Annotated in this window: 17 protein-coding genes; 11 read left to right on the top strand and 6 right to left on the bottom strand. The window is 68.3% G+C overall.

Annotated elements, in window-relative coordinates; translation table 11 throughout:
- From RKE40_RS16370 to rimO, 9 genes are all read left to right on the top strand, one after another.
- Entirely contained in the window at positions 1–240 is a 240-nt protein-coding gene (locus tag RKE40_RS16370) for a hypothetical protein (protein ID WP_316019293.1), read from the top strand.
- Positions 237–1,691 carry a siroheme synthase CysG gene (cysG, locus tag RKE40_RS16365; protein ID WP_316019292.1) on the top strand — a complete coding sequence of 485 codons (1,455 nt, stop codon included), beginning with the start codon at positions 237–239 and terminating at the stop codon, positions 1,689–1,691. The genes RKE40_RS16370 and cysG overlap by 4 nt, the downstream gene beginning before the upstream one ends.
- Before the next feature lie 161 nt (positions 1,692–1,852).
- Positions 1,853–2,893 carry a sulfate ABC transporter substrate-binding protein gene (locus tag RKE40_RS16360; RefSeq protein ID WP_316019291.1) on the top strand — a complete coding sequence of 347 codons (1,041 nt, stop codon included), beginning with the start codon at positions 1,853–1,855 and terminating at the stop codon, positions 2,891–2,893.
- Positions 2,894–2,896: 3 nt separating this feature from the next.
- Complete coding sequence (cysT, locus tag RKE40_RS16355) at positions 2,897–3,742, top strand: sulfate ABC transporter permease subunit CysT (protein ID WP_316019290.1); 846 nt, start codon at positions 2,897–2,899, stop codon at positions 3,740–3,742.
- Positions 3,735–4,628 carry a sulfate ABC transporter permease subunit CysW gene (gene cysW / locus RKE40_RS16350; protein WP_316019289.1) on the top strand — a complete coding sequence of 298 codons (894 nt, stop codon included), beginning with the start codon at positions 3,735–3,737 and terminating at the stop codon, positions 4,626–4,628. The genes cysT and cysW overlap by 8 nt, the downstream gene beginning before the upstream one ends.
- 11 nt (positions 4,629–4,639) lie before the next feature.
- Positions 4,640–5,686, top strand: a complete 1,047-nt coding sequence (locus tag RKE40_RS16345) for a sulfate/molybdate ABC transporter ATP-binding protein (RefSeq protein WP_316019288.1) — start codon at positions 4,640–4,642, stop codon at positions 5,684–5,686.
- Positions 5,687–5,749: 63 nt separating this feature from the next.
- Positions 5,750–6,187, top strand: coding sequence for an OsmC family protein (locus RKE40_RS16340; RefSeq protein ID WP_316019287.1), 438 nt, complete (start codon positions 5,750–5,752; stop codon positions 6,185–6,187).
- On the top strand, positions 6,184–7,047 hold the full coding sequence (locus RKE40_RS16335) for a sulfurtransferase (RefSeq protein ID WP_316019286.1): 864 nt from the start codon (positions 6,184–6,186) through the stop codon (positions 7,045–7,047). Before RKE40_RS16340 ends, RKE40_RS16335 begins: the two co-directional genes overlap by 4 nt.
- Positions 7,048–7,239: 192 nt before the next feature.
- A complete protein-coding gene (rimO, locus tag RKE40_RS16330; RefSeq protein WP_316019285.1) occupies positions 7,240–8,559 on the top strand; it encodes a 30S ribosomal protein S12 methylthiotransferase RimO in 1,320 nt (439 codons plus the stop codon).
- Positions 8,560–8,585: 26 nt separating this feature from the next.
- On the opposite strand, the gene RKE40_RS16325 is transcribed toward rimO, so the two are convergent.
- The 3 genes from RKE40_RS16325 to RKE40_RS16315 form a co-directional block, all read right to left on the bottom strand.
- Positions 8,586–8,798 carry a hypothetical protein gene (locus tag RKE40_RS16325; RefSeq protein ID WP_316019284.1) on the bottom strand — a complete coding sequence of 71 codons (213 nt, stop codon included), beginning with the start codon at positions 8,796–8,798 and terminating at the stop codon, positions 8,586–8,588.
- Positions 8,799–8,945: 147 nt separating this feature from the next.
- Positions 8,946–10,061, bottom strand: a complete 1,116-nt coding sequence (locus RKE40_RS16320; protein ID WP_316019283.1) for a hypothetical protein — start codon at positions 10,059–10,061, stop codon at positions 8,946–8,948.
- Positions 10,062–10,162: 101 nt separating this feature from the next.
- Positions 10,163–11,137: a quinone oxidoreductase family protein gene (locus RKE40_RS16315; protein WP_316019282.1), complete on the bottom strand. Its 975-nt coding sequence runs from the start codon at positions 11,135–11,137 to the stop codon at positions 10,163–10,165.
- Positions 11,138–11,285: 148 nt separating this feature from the next.
- On the opposite strand from RKE40_RS16315, the gene RKE40_RS16310 reads away from it, so the two are divergent.
- Both RKE40_RS16310 and RKE40_RS16305 read left to right on the top strand, forming a co-directional pair.
- Complete coding sequence (locus tag RKE40_RS16310) at positions 11,286–12,950, top strand: SulP family inorganic anion transporter (RefSeq protein ID WP_316019281.1); 1,665 nt, start codon at positions 11,286–11,288, stop codon at positions 12,948–12,950.
- Between the two features lie 54 nt (positions 12,951–13,004).
- On the top strand, positions 13,005–14,183 hold the full coding sequence (locus RKE40_RS16305; RefSeq protein WP_316019280.1) for a UbiH/UbiF family hydroxylase: 1,179 nt from the start codon (positions 13,005–13,007) through the stop codon (positions 14,181–14,183).
- A 9-nt stretch (positions 14,184–14,192) separates the two neighbouring features.
- Here RKE40_RS16305 and RKE40_RS16300 read toward each other — a convergent pair whose 3' ends face one another.
- The 3 genes from RKE40_RS16300 to RKE40_RS16290 all read right to left on the bottom strand — a co-directional run bounded on the left by RKE40_RS16300 (position 14,193) and on the right by RKE40_RS16290 (position 17,217).
- Positions 14,193–15,296 (bottom strand): CaiB/BaiF CoA transferase family protein, encoded by a 1,104-nt coding sequence (locus RKE40_RS16300; RefSeq protein WP_316019279.1) that lies wholly within the window; start codon positions 15,294–15,296, stop codon positions 14,193–14,195.
- A 36-nt stretch (positions 15,297–15,332) separates the two neighbouring features.
- Positions 15,333–16,334, bottom strand: a complete 1,002-nt coding sequence (locus RKE40_RS16295; RefSeq protein ID WP_316019278.1) for an AEC family transporter — start codon at positions 16,332–16,334, stop codon at positions 15,333–15,335.
- A gap of 148 nt (positions 16,335–16,482) precedes the next feature.
- Positions 16,483–17,217 (bottom strand): Crp/Fnr family transcriptional regulator, encoded by a 735-nt coding sequence (locus tag RKE40_RS16290; RefSeq protein WP_316019277.1) that lies wholly within the window; start codon positions 17,215–17,217, stop codon positions 16,483–16,485.
- Positions 17,218–17,219 lie beyond the last annotated feature (2 nt).

Below are 17,219 nucleotides of genomic sequence, written 5' to 3'. Positions count from 1 at the left end.
ATGAGCAGCGCGGCGCAGCGACGCGAACTGCGGCCGGCGGATCGGCATAGCGACGATCATTGGGAGGAAGCCATGCTGACGAGCGCTCTCGACCAGGCCAAACCCGGTCCCCGCGAACGCTGGTTCGATCTTTGCTTCCGCCTTATCATCCTTGCGCTCGCCGGGCTTTGGTTGTTCATGCCGCCGAACAGCGAGACGCAGAGGCCGCCGGACGTGAAAGCAGCAGTGACGCAGAAATGACCGACAGAGCCCCGCGCCCGACCGCCCCGCGCCGCATCGAGCGGCTCGCGACCCTGCCGCTGTTCCACAAGCTGGATGGGCGCAAGGTCGTGCTGGCCGGTGCGAGCGAGGGCGCGCTCTGGAAGGCTGAGCTGCTGGCGTCGACGGGCTGCGACCTCGTCGTGCTCGCTGGCGACTCGGCTGCGCTCTTCGCCGCGCTCGCGGCGGATCCGCCGGCTGGCAAGGTCGAGGTCCTCTCACGCAACTGGCAGGCGACCGACCTCGACGGCGCGGCGCTCGCCATCGCCGATATCGAGCAGGCCGACGAGGCAAGGGCTTTCGCCGCGGCGGCGCGCCAGCTCGGCGTTCCCGTCAATCTCGTCGACAAGCCGGAGTTCTGCGATTTCGCCTTCGGCTCGCTGGTCAATCGCTCGCCGCTGGTCGTGGCGATCTCGACCGATGGTGCGGCGCCCGTCTTTGGCCAGGCGATTCGCGCCAAGATCGAGGCCTTGCTGCCGGCCGGGCTGAAGCACTGGGCCCAGGCCGCGAAGGACTGGCGCCCGGCCGTGCAGGCGCGCGAACTGGCCTTTCCCGCGCGGCGCTCCTTCTGGGAGAGCTTCACCAGCCTCGCCTTCGGTGAGCCGCAGCGCCGGCCGGATGCTGGCGATCATGCCAGTCTGCGCAGCACGCTCGACCAGATCGAGGCCTCGGGCTCGGGCGGCGGCCGCGTCACCTTGGTCGGGGCCGGTCCGGGCGATCCGGAATTGCTGACGCTGAAGGCGATCCGGGCTCTGCAGAGCGCCGACATCATTCTCTACGATGACCTCGTTTCCGCCGATGTGCTGGAACTCGCGCGGCGCGAGGCCAAGCGGCTTCTGGTCGGCAAGCAAGGCTATGGCCCCTCGGTCAAGCAGGACGACATCAATGCCATGCTGGTGGCCCTTGCCGGCCAGGGCAAGCATGTCGTCCGGCTGAAGGGCGGCGATCCCGGCATCTTCGGCCGCGCCGGCGAGGAGATCGAAGCCTGCGCGCAGGCCGGCATCCCCGTCGCGATCGTGCCCGGGATCTCCGCCGCTCAGGGCGCCGCCGCCTCGCTCGGCCTGTCGCTGACCCATCGCGACCATGCAAGGCGCCTGCAGTTCGTCACCGGCCATGCCCGCGACGGGCAACTGCCCAAGGACATCGACTGGGCCGCCATGGCCGACCCGGTCGCCACCACCGTGGTCTACATGGCGCGCGCCACCCTCGCCGCCTTCCGCGACGGTGCGCTCGCCGCCGGCATCGACCCTGCGACGCCGGCCATCGCGATCTTCGGGGCGACGCGGCCGGATGAGGCACGGGTTTCCGGCATGGTCGCGGACCTGCCGGAACGGCTCGGCGAGCTGCCGAGCAAGGGGCCAGTCCTCGTGATCATCGGCCACGCCATGGGCGCGGCCGTCTCTGCTGCCGACCGCCGCCAGGCCCGCGCCTGAGATTGAACCGATCGGCCGGAGAGGCGTTTTCTCTCTGGCGATTAATGTTTGGAAGGGCTCTACTGCCGCACGCCGTTGAGTGCACGCCGCCAATTCAGTACGTTTCGTTTGTTATTCCGAACGACCCGACCCATACGGACCGTTCAACACGGAGCACTGACATGACGCGACAGAGACTTCGCCGCCTTCTGCAAGCCGGATTGACGCTCGGCGCCTTCTCGCTCTGCTTCGGGGGCGTCACCGGAGCCCGGGCTCAGACCGAACTTCTCAACGTTTCGTACGATCCGACCCGCGAGCTCTACCGCGAGGTCAACGCGGCCTTCATCGCCGATTGGAACGCCAAGAATCCGCAGAAGACGATCCGGACGATCCGGCAGTCGCATGGCGGTTCCGGCGCCCAGGCCCGCACCGTCATCGACGGCCTCAATGCCGACGTGCTGACGCTGGCCCTGGCCGGCGACATCGACGCCGTCGCCGAGCGTTCGAAGAAGCTGCCGCTCGACTGGCAGAAGCGCCTGCCGCAGAACTCCTCGCCCTACACCTCGACGATCGTGTTCCTCGTCCGCAAGGGCAATCCGAAGGCGATCAAGGATTGGGGCGACCTGGTGAAGCCCGGCGTCCAGATCATCACGCCGAACCCGAAGACCTCGGGCGGCGCCCGCTGGAACTACCTCGCCGCCTGGGCCTATGCCGAGAAGGCCTTCAACAAGGACGAGGCCAAGGTCCGCGACTACATCGCCAAGCTCCTCGCGAACGTCCCGGTGCTCGACACCGGCGCACGCGGCGCGACCACGACCTTCACCCAGCGCGGCATCGGCGACGTCTTCCTGTCCTGGGAGAACGAGGCCTTCCTGGCGCTGAAGGAGTTCGGCGAGGACAAGTTCGACATCGTCGTGCCCTCGCTCTCGATCCTGGCCGAGCCGCCGGTGACGATCGTCGACGGCAATGTTGACGCAAAGGGCACGCGGGCTGAGGCGCAGGCCTATCTCGACTTCCTCTACACGCCGAAGGGCCAGGCGATCATCGCCAAGCACTATTATCGGCCGCGCAATCCGGAAGCCGCCGACGCCAAGGATATCGCGCGCTTCCCGAAGGTCGAGCTGATCACCATCGACGCCGCCTTCGGCGGCTGGGCCAAGGCGCAGCCGGCGCATTTCGGCGATGGCGGCACCTTCGACCAGCTCTACAAGCCGACGCGCTGAGCCATGACTGCGACAGTCTCCCGCTGGCGTGAGCCCAGTATCCTGCCCGGCTTCGGCCTGGCGCTCGGCATCACGCTGACGGCGCTGTCGCTGATCGTGCTGATCCCGCTCGCCGCGCTGTTCCTGAAGGCGGCGAGCGCCGGCCCGGCCGATATCTGGGCCGTCGCCACCTCGCCCCGGACGCTGGCGGCGCTGCGGCTCTCCTTTCTCGGAGCGCTGTTCGCCGCCGCGGTCAACGCCGTGTTCGGGCTGATCCTCGCCTGGGTGCTGGTGCGCTATGAGTTCCCGGGTCGGCGCCTGATCGACGCCGCTGTCGACCTGCCCTTCGCCTTGCCGACAGCGGTCGCCGGCATCGCGCTGGCGGCGATCTACGCGCCCAATGGCTGGGTCGGCGGCCTGCTCGCCCCCTACGACATCAAGGTCGCCTATACGCCGTTGGGCGTGATGGTGGCGCTGATCTTCATCGGCCTGCCCTTCGTCGTGCGCACCGTCCAGCCCGTGCTGGAGGAGCTGCCGGCCGATATCGAGGAGGCCGCCGCGCTGCTCGGCGCCAGCCGCTGGCGCACCGTTTTCCAGGTGTTGTTGCCGCCGGTCCTGCCGGCGCTGATGACCGGCTTCGTGCTCGCCTTCGCCCGCGCCGTCGGCGAATACGGCTCGGTCATCTTCATCGCCGGCAATGTGCCGATGGTCTCGGAGATCGCGCCGCTCCTGATCGTGATCCGGCTCGAGCAGTTTGACTATGCCGGGGCGGCAGTCGTCGCGACGCTGATGCTGCTGCTCTCCTTCGCCCTGATTTTGCTGGTCAATCTCGTCCAGGCCCGCGCCCGCAGGAGGTTCGGCAATGTCTGATGCGAGCCTTCCCCTTCAGGCCGAAGACCTCGAGCCCGCCCGTGCGGCCCGACATGTCTCCGGAGAGTCCCGGCTGGTGCAATGGAGCCTGGTCGCGATCTCGCTGGCCTTCCTCTGTCTGTTCCTTTTCCTGCCGCTGATCACGGTCTTCGTCGAAGCCGGCGCGCGCGGCTGGCAGGCCTATCGCGAAGCCATCCTCGAGCCGGATGCGCTCGCCGCCATCCGCCTGACGCTGCTCGTCGCAGCGATCGCGGTGCCGTTCAACATCGTCATCGGCATCGCCGCCGCCTGGGCGATCGCCAAGTTCGAGTTCCGCGGCAAGAGCCTGCTGACCAGCTTCATCGACCTGCCCTTTTCGGTCTCGCCGGTGATCTCGGGACTGGTCTTCGTCCTGCTCTTCGGCGCGCAGGGCTATTTCGGCCCCTGGCTGAAGGCGCACGACATCCAGATCGTCTTCGCCCTTCCCGGCATCGTGCTGGCGACGATCTTCGTCACATTCCCCTTCGTCGCTCGCGAGCTGATCCCGCACATGCAGTCGCTCGGCTCGGCCGAGGAGGAGACTGCGCTGACCTTGGGCGCCTCGCCCTGGCGCACCTTCCTGACCGTGACGCTGCCCAATGTGAAATGGAGCCTGTTCTACGGCGTCCTGCTCTGCAACGCCCGTGCGATGGGCGAATTCGGCGCCGTCGCCGTGGTTTCCGGCAAGATCCGTGGCCTGACCAACACCATGCCGCTGCATGTCGAGATTCTCTACAACGAGTACATGGGTGCTGCCGCCTTCGCCGTCGCTTCGCTGCTGGCGGGCTTGGCCCTCGTGACGCTCGCCCTGAAAACCCTGCTGGAATGGCACTTCGCCGACGCGATCGCCGCCAGCCGACGTCATTGAGAGCTCAGCCCATGTCCGTCGCCGTCACCATCGAATCCGTCGAGAAGCGCTTCCAGAACTTCCCTGCGCTGCGCGGCGTCTCGCTCGACATCCAGCCGGGCGAACTCGTCGCCCTGCTCGGCCCGTCCGGTTCGGGCAAGACCACATTGCTGCGCGTCATCGCCGGGCTGGAGCAGGCCGAGCGCGGCCGCGTCCTGTTCGGCGACATCGACACGCGCGATCTCTCCCTGCGCGACCGGCGGATCGGCTTCGTCTTCCAGCATTATGCGCTGTTCAAGACCATGACGGTCGGCGAGAACGTCGCCTTCGGACTGAAGTCGCGCCCGCGCGGCGAGCGGCCCGAGCCCGCGGAGATCCGGCGCCGCGTGGCCGAGCTGCTCGAACTGATCCAGCTCCCCGGGCTGGAGAAGCGCTATCCGAGCCAGCTCTCGGGCGGGCAGCGCCAGCGTGTCGCCCTTGCCCGCGCCCTCGCCATCGAGCCGCGCGTGCTACTGCTCGACGAGCCCTTCGGCGCGCTCGACGCCAAGGTCCGCAAGGAATTGCGCGCTTGGCTGCGGCAGCTGCACCAGCGCACCGGCCATACCACCGTCTTCGTCACCCATGACCAGGAAGAGGCGCTCGAACTCGCCGACCGCGTCGCGATCCTGAGCGATGGCCGGCTCGAACAGGTCGGCTCGCCCGACGATGTCTACGATCACCCGGCGACGCCTTTCGTCTGCGAGTTCCTCGGCGACGCCAATCACCTCCCCGTCAAGGTCGTCGGCAGCCAGGCCTTCTTCCTCGACCGACCAGTGCTCGGCGGTCTCACGCAGAACCAGGGCGGCCCGGCCTCGCTCTATGTCCGTCCGCAGCATCTGCGCATCGTCGACGATGCGCCGCTCGCCTTGCCCGGTGTCGTCGAGCATCTGCGCCGCAACGGGCCGCTGCGCCGCGCCGAAGTCGCCGTGGAAGGCCTGCCAAAACGCCTCGACGTCGACCTCGCCAGCCAGGTCGCGCCGGCGATCGGCGAGCGCGTGCGGCTGCGCATCACGCATGGCAGCCTGTTCGCCGCAGCCTGACCCTCTCGCTTCGCAAGCGTCGCCGGGCTATTTCGGTAGCGGACCATGTCGAAGGAGACGGTGATGAAAGCACGCGCGAGCTGGGTCGAGGGCATGGCCTTCATGGGCGAGGCCGGCAGCGGTCATGCCGTGGTCATGGACGGCGCTCCGGAATATGGTGGCCGCAATATCGGCATCCGGCCGATGGAGATGCTGCTGATCGGCCTCGCCGGCTGCACGGGTTTCGACGTGGTGCAGATCCTCAAGAAGGGCCGCGAGAACGTCACCGGCTGCGAGGTCGAGGTCGAGGCCGAGCGCGCGACGGAGGATCCCAAGGTCTTCACCAAGATCCACATCGCCTATCGCGTCACCGGGCGCGGCCTCTCCCAGGCCAAGGCCGAGCGCGCCGTCACATTGTCGAAGGAAAAATACTGCTCAGCTTCGATCATGCTGGGTGCGACCGCGGAGATGAGCGCCTCGCTCGAGGTGATCGACGAACTGAAGCAGGTGGCAGCGGAATGAGCGATTTTCCCGTATCCGGACTGGTTTCGCCCGAGACCCTGCAGGCCGCTCTCGGCCGACCGGATCTCGTCATCATCGATATCCGCGCCACCGCCGAAGGCGGACAGGCCGCGTTCGAGGCTGGCCATATCCCCGGAGCGGTACATAGCGATTATGCCGCCGCGGGCTGGCGCGCCAAGATCGGCAACGCGCCCGGCATGCTGCCGCCGCTCGATCATCTCGCCGCGCTCGCCGGCAGCCTCGGCATTCGCCCCGAAAGCCGGGTCGTGATCGTCCCCGCTGGGCACGCCGCCACGGATTTTGCGGCGGCAGCGCGCGTCTATTGGACCCTGAAGCTCATCGGCCACGGGCAGCAGACGATTCTCGATGGCGGATTCAGGGGCTGGCAGGTCGATCCGGCGCGGCCAGTCGCAACCGGTCCCTCGCGACCGGCGGTTGCTACCCCTTACCCCGTCGTCGTGAAGCAGGAACTGCGCAGCACGGCCGACGCGACCTTCGTGGCCGCGCGCGGCAAGCTCGCCACGCTGGTCGATGCGCGCGCCGCCAGTTATTTCGACGGCCGCGAGAAAGCGGCGGAGGCAACGCGCGCCGGTCATATCCCGGGCGCCGTCTCGCGCGACTATGCGGCGGCCTTCGATCCGGCGGCCGGCAAACTCAAGCCACATGGCGATCTCGGCGCGCTCTATGGTGCGGTACCAAGCGGCCCGGCGATCTCCTATTGCAACACCGGCCATACCGCGGCGCTGAACTGGTTCGTGCTCTCCGAGGTGCTTGGACGCGACGAGGTCTCGCTCTATGACGGCTCGATGACCGACTGGACCCAGGATCCCGAGCGCCCGGTCGCGACTGCTGCCGGCTAGGGCGTTTTCGGCCGGAGCGGATTCCGGTTCGCATTGGCTTTCGGCATGACGACGATCCTGCCGAGAGCCGTTTCGAAGTCGGCCCGCGCTCATCCGGCATTTGCAAATTCGTCCAAAAAGGATCAAAGGAAGCGCCAATGCGCCGGCCCTGCCGCGCCCTTCCCTTTTTCCTGACGTCGAGTCCTGCCGCCGATGAATGCCGTCGCGCCGAAAATCTCCTTCGTCTCGCTGGGCTGCCCCAAGGCCCTGGTCGACTCCGAGCGCATCATCACCTCGCTGCGTTCCGAGGGCTATGAGCTCAGCAAGAGCCATGCGGGCGCCGATCTCGTCATCGTCAACACCTGCGGCTTCCTCGACAGCGCCAAGCAGGAATCGCTGGAGGCGATCGGCTCGGCCATGGCCGAGAACGGCAAGGTCATCGTCACCGGCTGCATGGGCGCCGAGCCCGAGCAGATCCGGAGCGCCTTCCCCAACGTGCTCACGATCACGGGCCCGCAGGCCTATGAGAGCGTCGTCTCGGCCGTGCATCAGGCCGCGCCGCCGAAGCATGACCCCTTCGTCGACCTGGTCCCGGACCAGGGCATCAAGCTGACGCCGCGACACTACGCTTATCTCAAGATTTCAGAAGGTTGCAACAATCGCTGCAGCTTCTGCATCATCCCGAACCTGCGTGGCGACCTGGTCTCACGGCCGATCGGCGAGGTGCTGCGAGAGGCCGAGAAGCTGGTCAAGGCCGGCGTCAAGGAATTGCTGGTGATCTCGCAGGACACCAGCGCCTATGGGCTCGACATCAAGTACGCGCCCTCGATGTGGAAGGATCGCGAGGTCCGCACCCGCTTCTTCGAGCTGGCGCGCGAGCTCGGCCAGATGGGCATCTGGGTCCGCCTGCACTATGTCTACCCGTACCCGCATGTCGACGAGGTCATCCCGCTGATGGCCGAAGGGCACGTGCTGCCCTATCTCGACATCCCCTTCCAGCATGCCTCCCCCTCAGTGCTGAAGGCGATGCGCCGGCCTGCCCATCACGAGAAGACGCTGGAGCGCATCGGAAAATGGCGCGAGATCTGCCCGGATCTCGCCATCCGTTCGACCTTCATCGTCGGCTTCCCCGGCGAGACCGAGGACGATGTCGATTTCCTGCTCGACTGGCTCAAGGAAGCGAAGCTCGAGCGCGTCGGCTGCTTCAAATATGAGCCGGTGAAGGGCGCCAAGGCCAATGATCTCGGCCTGCCCGCCATCGCCGAGGAGGAGAAGGAAGCGCGCTGGCACCGCTTCATGAAGACACAGGCGCTGGTCAGCGCCCGCCTCGCCAAGGCCAGAGTCGGCAAGCGCATTCCGGTGATCATCGACGAGGCCGGCCCGACGGTCGCCAAGGGCCGCTCGAAATGGGATGCGCCGGAGATCGACGGCAATGTCTATGTCGCGAGCCGGCGGCCGCTCCGTCCGGGCGACATCGTCACGGTCAAGGTCGAGCGCGCCGACGCCTATGACCTTCACGGGGTTGCGGTCTGAGCGAGGCCTCCTTCCGCTCCTTCTGATCAGGCGAAGGTCGCGCCGACGGCGCGCGGCATGCGGCGGATTTCGGCGACGCGCCCGATGCGCATCCGCGAGGGCTTCTCGAGCCGGGCCTGGCCCTCTTCGAGCTGAAGCGCGACGTGGATGGTCGGCCGGCTGGTCAACTGGCCGTAGAGCACGGTCGCGACGATCAGGAAGGAGAGGCTGAAGCCTGCAAGGCGCAGGAAGCGGTACATGACGTAAGGTCCGGGAGATGATTGTTTCCCGGTCATTGCCGTCGGCAGAACCGCTTTCGACTTTCGCTTTCGCCTGCTTTCGCTTTTTTTCTTTTCAGGTAGATTCGGCCATGGCCTCGGCCTGCGAGATCTGACGTCCGCGCCGGCTCACGCTGCGGCAGGAAGGGGCGGATTCCAGCGAAGGCCCGATGCCCGCTTTCGCGCCGCCCGCTCCTGACGGCGTCGACGGCCGAGGCGCCCCAGCCACCAGCCGAAACGCTGTGCGGCCATGGCGAGCACCAGCACATAGCCGAGCAGGGCGAGCATCCAGCTTGCGGCGCTGAGGCTGAATGCTCCGAGCGCCAGCGCCGAGCGGCCGAGCACCTTCAGCGTCGCGCGCAAGGTCGAGGGCTTTGCCGCACCGAGCCGGGCCGCCTTGCCGATATCGCCCGCATCCTCGGCGACGGCGAGCACTTGGCGCAAACCGCGCTGGCCAGTGCGCGCATAGAGGACGCCGGCATCCTGGCCGAGCGCCGTGAAGCGTGCCAGGGCCGCCGGGCGGACGATCCCGCCGGCAGCAACCTTCGCCGCGGCAAGGTCGAGCCGCGCGGCTGCGCCAAGGCTGGCGGCGAGCGCCGGCCGGTCGAGCGCGCCGGCAGCGGCACGGCCGAGACTGGCGGTGAGGGCTGGCGAGAGCAGCTTCGCCTTGCCGGCGGCCTTGACGGCGCTAAGGCCACCACGGGCCGGCAGGCCGCCGCCCATGCTGACCCAGGTGGCGGCGCTGACAGCGAGCCCCACGGCGGACAGTGCGAGGATGGTCTCGTCTGCGCCCTGCCCGCCGAGCAGTTTTCGTCCTTCGAGCGCGAGGTCGCGCAGATCGCCGAAGCCGGTGACATCGCTCGCCAGCGCTCCGGCGAAGGCGGCATCGCTGTCGCGCGCGCCGGCGACGAAACCATGGCCGAAATCGGAAGCGGTGCGCAGCCAGGCACCGTCACGCAGGGCCTGCAACCGCCGGAGCTGCTCGGGCGCCACAGCGATGTCGCGGTCTGTGGCGAGCGAGATGAAGCTGTCGGCGAGCTCGATGTCGCCGGCAGTGATCGCCTCCTCGATTCCCGTGGCGACGCGCGCAGCATCGAGCGCCTGGTCGAGGCGTAGTCGCGACAGCGCGACGGGATCGTCGGCGGCTGCGTGAAGCTCCCACAACCGCAAGGCCGGCGGTGCGACGAGTCCCCCCGCGCCACCGAGCCCGAGCGCCAGCAGCAGCGCCAGCCCCACCCTTTTCATCCCGTGATCCGTTCGCAGCCCGCTCCAGCCGGAAAGCACTCCCGGCAGGACGGCTTCTAGACGGCAATTCGGGCGGAATAGCGCTCCCGGTGCGGCAGCGCCTACGGAATGATCACCGTCGAGCCGGTGGTGCCGCGGCTCTCGAGCGCGCGGTGGGCCGCAGCCGCCTCGGCCAGCGGGAAGCGGGCATTGATCGCCACCGTGACCTTGCCGGAGCTCACCGCGCCGAACAGGTTCTTCGCCATCTCGACCATGGTCTCGCGCTTGGCCGTATGCGTGTTGAGCGTCGGCCGGGTCACATACAGCGAGCCCTTCGAGGCGAGGATGCCGAGATTCACGCCGTCGACCGCGCCCGAGGCATTGCCGAAGCTCGCCAGAAGGCCGAACGGCTTCAGCGAGTCGAGCGAGGCCATGAAGGTGTCCTTGCCGACGCCGTCATAGACCACGTCGCAGCCCTGGCCGCCGGTGATCTCCTTGACGCGCGCGGCGACGTTCTCCTCGCCGTAGAGGATGACATGGTCGGCGCTATGAGCCTTGGCGAGGTCGGCCTTCTCCTTCGAGCCGGCGGTGCCGATCACCGTGGCGCCCAGCGCCTTGCCCCACTGGCAGAGGATCGTCCCAGTGCCACCGGCAGCGGCATGGACGAGGATCGTGTCGCCCGGCTTCACCTTGTACGTCCGGTGCAGCAGGTACTCGGCCGTCAGGCCCTTCAGCATCATGCTGGCAGCCGCCTCATAGGACACCGCATCGGGCAAGGCCACGGCCGCAGCCGCGGGAACGATCCGCTCCTCGGCATAAGCGCCAAGGCCCGCGACGCAGGCGATACGGTCGCCCGGCTTGAACTCGGAAACGCCTTCGCCGACGGCGAGAACATCGCCGGCCGACTCGTTGCCGGGCGTGAACGGCATTTGCGGCGCCGGGTAGAGGCCGGTCCGGAAATAGGTGTCGATGAAGTTGAGGCCGATGGCGCGGTTGCGGATCAGCAGCTGGCCGGGCCCCGGCGCCGGCAGCGTGACGTCTTCGAGCTGGAGCACCTCCGGTCCGCCGGTCTTGTGCACGCGAATGGCCTTCACCATGGCAATCTCTCCTCGAGGCAGGTGCGTGACCATAGGGACTTGCATCCGGCCGGCGCAACGGCTGGACTGCGCATGGGGATCAGCGTCTGGCGCGAGTCGCGTGCCGGAGAACGATCGGGCTGGCGGAATCGCGGAGCAGGAACAAGACATGAACGAGCCAGGGGCACGCCTTGGCAGCGACACGGCTTCGCATGGAACCTTCGCTCCCAAGCTCTTCACCGTGCTGCGGGAGGGCTACGGCCCGGCCCGACTACGGGCCGACGCGCTGGCCGGGCTGACGGTCGCCATCGTCGCTCTGCCCCTCTCCATGGCGATCGCCATCGCCAGCGGCGCGCCCCCGGCTGCCGGCCTCTTCACCGCCATCATCGGCGGCTTCCTGGTCTCGGCTCTCGGCGGCAGCCGCCACCAGATAGGCGGCCCGGCCGGTGCTTTCATCGTCCTGATCGCCGCGACCATCGACCAGCACGGCTTCGACGGGCTCGTGCTGGCAACGCTGGTCGCCGGCGCCATTCTCATCGCCATCGGGCTGCTCAGGCTCGGCACCTACATCAAATACATCCCGCACCCGGTCCTCGTCGGCTTCACTGCCGGCATCGCCATCATCATCTTCGCCAGCCAGATCCGCGACCTCTTCGGCCTGACCTTGCCGGGCAAGGAGCCGGCGGCGCTGCTGCCGAAACTGCAGGCGCTCTGGCAGGCGCTGCCCACGGTCAATCCGGCGGCCATGGCCCTCTCTGCGCTGACCATCGGCGTCATCCTCGGCCTGCGCCGGTGGCGGCCGGGCTGGCCGGGGCTGCTGATCGCGGTCGCCCTCGCCGCCGCGCTGGTGTTCCTGCTGAACCTGCCGGTCGAAACCATCGGAAGCCGCTTCGGCGGCATCCCGAATTCGCTGCCGGCGCCGCATCTGCCGGCATTCAGCCTCGAGAAGCTGGTCGCGGTCCTGCCGGCTGCGGTGTCGATCGCGATCCTCGGCGGCATCGAGTCGCTGCTCTCGGCGGTGGTCGCCGACGGCATGACCGGGCGGCGGCACCGCTCCAACACCGAGCTGGTGGCGCAGGGCGCCGCCAATATCGGCGCCTCGCTGTTCGGCGGCATCTGCGTGACCGGGACGATCGCGCGCACCGCGACCAATGTCCGGGCCGGTGGCCAGACGCCGGTTGCGGGCATGCTGCACGCCTTGTTCGTGCTGCTCTTCATGCTGGTCGCGGCGCCGCTCGCCTCCTACATCCCGCTCGCCGCGCTGGCAGGGGTGCTCGCCGTCGTCGCCTGGAACATGGCGGAGAAGGCGGCCTTCATCGCCATCCTCAGGCATTCCCGTGCCGACTCGGTGGTGCTGCTGGCGACCTTCCTGCTGGTGATCTTCGAGGATCTGATGGTCGGCATCGGCGTCGGCGTCGTGCTGGGATCGCTGATCTTCATGCACCGCATGGCCAATGTCGTCACCGTCGAGGCCGGCATGGACCCGGCCCTGGTCGACGACGATGACGCGTCCGAGCCGGCCGAAACGGAAAAGGTCCGCAACGGCAATGGCGATACCTTCCGCTACCGCATCTCCGGCCCGCTCTTCTTCGGAGCCAGCATGAGCGTCGCGACCGTGCTTGATCGGACCGGGCCGTTCCCGGCCCGCATCGTGCTCGATCTCTCCGACGTTCCCTTCGCGGATTCGAGCGCCGCCGTCGCGCTGCGGGCGATGGTCGACAAGGCGATCCGCCATGACGCGCGGGTCGAGATCCTCGGCGCGACGGCACCGGTGCGCCGCGTGCTCGGCCATGAGGGGATCGACGAGACGCTGGTCAGGTTCCGCGATGCCTGAGCTGCGGCAAGGGCGCGCTCGCCAGCGCTGCCGACATGGGCTAGCCAAGACGACATGACGGAACAACCCATGCAGGATTGCGAGATCGCCATCGTCGGCGCCGGCGCGGTCGGGATCGCCGCGGCGCTCGCCCTCGCCGCCAGCGGCCGGCAGAGCGTGCTGTTCGGCGCTGCGACCGCCCCACGCGACGGCCGCACCGTCGCCCTGCTCGACGGCTCCTGGCGCCTGCTCGGCGAACTCGGTCTCGGCAAGGCGCTGGAGCGCCTCGCCGCCCCGCTCGAGATCATGCGCCTGGTCGACGATACCGGCAGCCTGTTCCGCCAGCCGCCGGTCGAGTTCAAGGCCGCGGAGCTCGGGCTTTCGGCCTTCGGCTGGAATGTCGAGAACGCCGCCCTGGTCGAGACCCTTGCCGCGCGTGCTGCGCAAGAGCCGGCGATCCGCATGGTGCCGCTGCCGGTCGAGGAGATCGCGATCGGGCCGGAAGCGGCGCGGCTTTCCGGCGCTGGCTTCGAGCCGCTGCATGCGGCGCTCGTGGTCGGTGCGGATGGCCGCAATTCGCGGGTTCGGGCCGCGGCCGGGATCGAGACGCGCGACTGGACCTACCCGCAGGTGGCGCTAACCGCGATCCTCGGCCATCGCCGCGAGCATGGCGACGCCTCGACCGAGTTCCATACCCGCGCCGGCCCGTGCACGCTGGTGCCGCTGCCGGGCCGCCGTTCCTCGCTCGTCTGGCTGCTGGCCCCGCGCGAGGCCGACGAGATCGCCGCGCTCGATGATGCCGGCTTCGCCCGAGCGGTCGAGCGGCAGACCCACTCCATCGTCGGAGCGATGACCGTCGAAGGCCGGCGCGGGCGCGTGCCGATGGGCGGCTTGTCCGTCGAGCGCTTCGCGGCGGAGCGTGCCGCGCTGATCGGCGAGGCCGCGCATGTCTTCCCGCCGATCGGCGCGCAGGGCCTCAATCTCGGCCTGCGCGACGTCGCGGCACTGCGCGACGCCCTGATCGAGGCCGAGGATCCCGGTGCCGAGGGAGTGCTGGCGCGCTACGACCTCTCCCGCCAGGCGGATGTGCGGCTGCGCACCGGCGCCGTCGACGCGCTGAATCGGACCTTGCTGACCGACCTGCTGCCGGCCGATCTGTTGCGTGGTGCCGGCCTGCTCGCCCTGTCGCGCTTCGGCCCGCTGCGCCGCCTCGTCATGCGCCAGGGTCTCGCCGGCGGCACCGCCGCTGGCTGAGCGCGACGTTCAGAGCGCTTCGTCGCCGACCGCCGGAACCTTGCGCAACGCGGGTGCCGCATCGCGGAAGACCGGCGCCAGCGGCAAAGGCGTCGAGACGATCCGCCGGCCGCCCGGCTCCTCCGCCTGCCGGTCGAGCAGGCCGCGGGCGGTAAGATGGGGATCGGCCAGCGCCTCCTCCAGCGTCCGCACCACGGTGCAGCAGCAGTCGAGCGGCTCGAGCAGTGCGCGCCAGTGTTCGGCAGGCTGCGCGCCGATCAGCGCCGCGACGGCGGCGCGCGTCGCCGCCTCCTGCCGGCGATCGTCGCGCAGCGCCTCTTCGAGACCGATCGCCGCGCAGAACGTCGCCCAGAACTTCTCCTCCAGCGCTCCGACGGCGAGGAACCAGCCATCGGCGGTGGAGTAGAGCCCGTAGCGCGGGCTGCCGCCGGTCAGCAGCCCCTCCCCGCCCTGCGGATAGCGCCCGCTCGCCTGGCCCTGTGCCAGCCCGTACCAGGCGAAGGTCGGCATCGCATCTGTCATGGCGATGTCGAGATGACAGCCCTGTCCCGAGCGGTCGCGCTCACGCAAAGCGAGCAGGATGTTGAGCACGGCCGGCATCGCCCCGCCGGCGATGTCGGCGACCAGCGTCGGCGGCAGCGGCGCGGGCTCGCCGCGCTTCAGCGACTGGCCGAGCAGCCCGCCGATCGCCTGATAGTTGATGTCGTGCCCGGCTTCGAGCGCGCGCGGGCCTTCCTGGCCGTAGCCGCTGATCGAGCAATAGATCAGCCGCGGATTGATCGCGCGCATGGCTTCCGGGCCGAAGCCGAGCCGCGCCATCACGCCGGGCCGGAACTGCTCGATCAGGATGTCGGCCTTCTCGATCAGCGGGCGCAGGCGTTCCACCGCGTCGGGAGCCTTGAGGTCGATGGCGAGGCTGGTCTTGCCGCGATTGAGCGCCGCGAACGGCGCCGAGGTCTCGCCGAAACGCGGCGGGAATCGGCGCATGTCCTCACCCTCCGGCCGCTCGATCCTGACGATCCGCGCTCCCGCCTCGGCCAGGAACAGGCTGGCGAGCGGGCCCGGCAACAAGGTCGAAAAGTCGAGAACGAGGAGATCGGAAAGCGGCTGCATCGTCGGGCTTGCCCTTGGCGAGGCCCGGCCGGGCGCTCAGTGGAAAAGATCGGCGGGCATCCTGCCCGTCTTCACCAGCCACAGGAAGCCCGTCAGCGTCACGGTCGAGACAATGGTGCCGACGAGGATGCAAGCCGAGGCGCGCTCGACGCCGACGCGGTACTGCGTCGAGATCACGAAGATGTTCAGCGCCGGCGGCAGCGCCGCCATGATCACCGCCGCATAAATCCAGGCGTCGGAGAAATTGCCCAACGCCGAGAGCAGGACCCAGACCAGCAAAGGGTGCAGCACCAGCTTGATGAAGACGAGCGCGGGCAATTCGCCGGGCATGCGCTTCATCGGCCGCAGCGCGACGGTGACGCCGAGCAAGAACAATGCGCAGGGCGCCGCGGCCTGAGACAGCCAGAGCGTCATCTTGTCGATCGCGGTGGGCAGTTCGAGCTTGGTAAAGGCGGCGAGCACGCCGGCGACGGTCGCGAGATTGAACGGGTGCGTCGCGACCTTCCACGCGACGTCGCCGGCCGTCGCTGCGAGGCTGCGCTTCTCGACGCCGGCCACCGCCATCAGGAACGGGATCAGCGAGAACAGCAGCAGATTGTCGAAGACGAAGATCAGGACGACGGGGGCGCTCGCGACCGGCCCGAGCGCCGCCAGGATCAGCGGCGGCCCCATATAGCCGATATTGGAATAGGAGCCGGCGACGCCCTGCATCACCGCCTGGGGCATGTTGCCCCTAGTATATCTGTAGCCGAGGGCGAAGGAGAGCACGAAGGCGATGAAGGTCGCCGTCGTCGTCACTCCGACGAAGGCCCAATTGGTCAAATCGCTCAGCGGCTTGTCGGCGATCAGCCGGTAGAACAGGCAGGGCAGCGCCACATAGATCAGGAAGAACTGCATCCATGCGAGCCCTTCCTCCGGCAGCTGCTTGTAGCGGCCGACGGCGAAGCCGAGCACGATCAGCCCGAAGAAGGGCGCGACCAGATTGAAGAGATTGGCGAGGTCGGCCATGCGGGCGCTGCACTCGGTGGGTTCGTCCACCTGGTGCCTTCCCGGAAAGGGCGAACCACGCGGTACGGCCTTATAGGACGCTGGCCGGCAGATGAGAACCTGCGCACCCATGCACCTCGGTCATGGCGCGTCCGAGAACCGGCAACGGTCCCGCCGTCTTTGCCGGATCTCGCGCAGCCTATCTGATGAAGCGCTCGACGGGTTTCGCATTGATCTCGAAGGCCTTGCGGACTCGGCCATAGCATTCGCAGGCATGGCCCTGGAGTCGGTCGGCGTCGAGGACGGTCAGATCGCCCCGCGAATAGGCGATCGCCCCGTTCTCCATCAGCTTCGAGCAGACCTGGTTGACGGTCGCCCGGCGCAGCCCGAGCGCCTGCGAGATCGCCGCCTGGGTGAGCTGGAAACTGTCGCCCACGACCCGGTCATGGGCGTGCGCCAGCCAGCGCGCGATGCGCTCCTCCGCGCTGTGAAGGCTGTTGCAGGCCACCGTTTCGAGCAGCTGGATGATCAGGCTCTTGGCGTAGCGCAGCATGGCTTCGCGGACGCAGGGAAAGCCGGCGATCGCGTCGTCCAGATCCTGGATGGACAGCCAGGACGCATAGCCGGGAACCGCGACCGTCGACTGGCTGATCGCTTCGCTTCCGCCCATGATCAACGGGATGCCGATGAAGCCCTCGTAGCCGATCGAGGCCTTCTCGACGCTGCGCCCGTCGCGCATCTCGGCCTTGAGAGAGATCACGCCTTCATGCGGGAAGATCGCATGCGTGAAGGGTTCGTTCTCCTGATTCAGCGTCTGGCCGAGAGCTAGTCGCCGCGTGATCAGACGCGGCTCGATGAAGGCCCGTGCCTCGGGCCGGACCGAGAGCAATACCTGATTCCGGATATCGAAATCGCCCTTCAACTCTTGCTTCAAGC

This window comes from Allobosea rubneri (genome assembly GCF_032464875.1).
In the GTDB taxonomy this organism is placed as follows: Bacteria; Pseudomonadota; Alphaproteobacteria; order Rhizobiales; family Beijerinckiaceae; genus Allobosea; species Allobosea rubneri.
Note: the sequence above shows the minus strand (reverse complement) of the source record. Positions and strands in the feature narration are given on the sequence as shown.

Excerpts from the sequence above, each read along its gene's own strand:
- RKE40_RS16370 (WP_316019293.1), top strand. The coding sequence starts at position 1 with ATGAGCAGCGCGGCGCAGCGACGCGAACTGCGGCCGGCGGATCGGCAT.
- cysG (WP_316019292.1), top strand. The coding sequence starts at position 237 with ATGACCGACAGAGCCCCGCGCCCGACCGCCCCGCGCCGCATCGAGCGG.
- RKE40_RS16360 (WP_316019291.1), top strand. The coding sequence starts at position 1,853 with ATGACGCGACAGAGACTTCGCCGCCTTCTGCAAGCCGGATTGACGCTC.
- cysT (WP_316019290.1), top strand. The coding sequence starts at position 2,897 with ATGACTGCGACAGTCTCCCGCTGGCGTGAGCCCAGTATCCTGCCCGGC.
- cysW (WP_316019289.1), top strand. The coding sequence starts at position 3,735 with ATGTCTGATGCGAGCCTTCCCCTTCAGGCCGAAGACCTCGAGCCCGCC.
- RKE40_RS16345 (WP_316019288.1), top strand. The coding sequence starts at position 4,640 with ATGTCCGTCGCCGTCACCATCGAATCCGTCGAGAAGCGCTTCCAGAAC.
- RKE40_RS16340 (WP_316019287.1), top strand. The coding sequence starts at position 5,750 with ATGAAAGCACGCGCGAGCTGGGTCGAGGGCATGGCCTTCATGGGCGAG.
- RKE40_RS16335 (WP_316019286.1), top strand. The coding sequence starts at position 6,184 with ATGAGCGATTTTCCCGTATCCGGACTGGTTTCGCCCGAGACCCTGCAG.
- rimO (WP_316019285.1), top strand. The coding sequence starts at position 7,240 with ATGAATGCCGTCGCGCCGAAAATCTCCTTCGTCTCGCTGGGCTGCCCC.
- RKE40_RS16325 (WP_316019284.1), bottom strand. The coding sequence starts at position 8,798 with ATGTACCGCTTCCTGCGCCTTGCAGGCTTCAGCCTCTCCTTCCTGATC.
- RKE40_RS16320 (WP_316019283.1), bottom strand. The coding sequence starts at position 10,061 with ATGAAAAGGGTGGGGCTGGCGCTGCTGCTGGCGCTCGGGCTCGGTGGC.
- RKE40_RS16315 (WP_316019282.1), bottom strand. The coding sequence starts at position 11,137 with ATGGTGAAGGCCATTCGCGTGCACAAGACCGGCGGACCGGAGGTGCTC.
- RKE40_RS16310 (WP_316019281.1), top strand. The coding sequence starts at position 11,286 with ATGAACGAGCCAGGGGCACGCCTTGGCAGCGACACGGCTTCGCATGGA.
- RKE40_RS16305 (WP_316019280.1), top strand. The coding sequence starts at position 13,005 with ATGACGGAACAACCCATGCAGGATTGCGAGATCGCCATCGTCGGCGCC.
- RKE40_RS16300 (WP_316019279.1), bottom strand. The coding sequence starts at position 15,296 with ATGCAGCCGCTTTCCGATCTCCTCGTTCTCGACTTTTCGACCTTGTTG.